At 67.3% G+C, this 620-nt stretch carries 1 protein-coding gene; it reads right to left on the bottom strand.

What is annotated here, in order from left to right:
• Nucleotides 1-572: amino acid ABC transporter permease (locus tag JMF90_RS39555; protein ID WP_201326599.1), on the bottom strand; the 572-nt coding region annotated here is incomplete at its 3' end.
• Nucleotides 573-620 lie beyond the last annotated feature (48 nt).

Here is a 620-nt window from a genome sequence, read left to right as displayed (position 1 = left end):
GCCGCGATCACTTCCTGCGCGCTGCGCAGCAGTTCGGTCACAGTGATCACGGACACGAGCGACGTGTCCTTGATCAGGCTGATCAGGCTGTTCGACAGGCTCGGCACCGCGATGCGCAGCGCCTGCGGGCCGATCACGTAGCGCAGCGTCTGCCCCCACGACAGCCCGAGGCTGTACGCGGCGAGCCACTGGCCGCGCGCGATCCCGTTGATCGCGCCGCGCATGCTTTCCGACATGTAGGCCGCGACGTTCGCGGACAGCGCGATGACGCCGGCCGGCGTCGGATCGAGCGAGATGCCGAGGCTCGGCAGCCCGTAATAGATGACGAAGATCTGCACGAGCAGCGGCGTGCCGCGCATCAGGCTCACGTACGCGCGTGCCAGCCACGCGAGCGCGTTGACCCAGATGCGCTCGAAGCCGTCGAGCGCTTCGCTCTGCCGGATGCCCATCATCGCGAGCACGACGGCGCCAAGCAGGCCGAACACCATCGACAGCACGGCGAACTTGACGGTCAGGACGGCGCCCTGGGCGAGCACCGGCAGCGATTGGACGAGCAGGGACGTTGTCGACATGGAGTGCGAATCGAATGCGTGCGCGAAAGCGCGATCATAAACCGGGCC

This window comes from Burkholderia sp. E168m23, from assembly GCF_016586125.1.
GTDB classification, from domain to species: Bacteria; Pseudomonadota; Gammaproteobacteria; order Burkholderiales; family Burkholderiaceae; genus Burkholderia; species Burkholderia orbicola.
The sequence above is the reverse complement of the archived record's forward strand: the minus strand, read 5'-3'. Positions and strand labels throughout refer to the sequence as shown.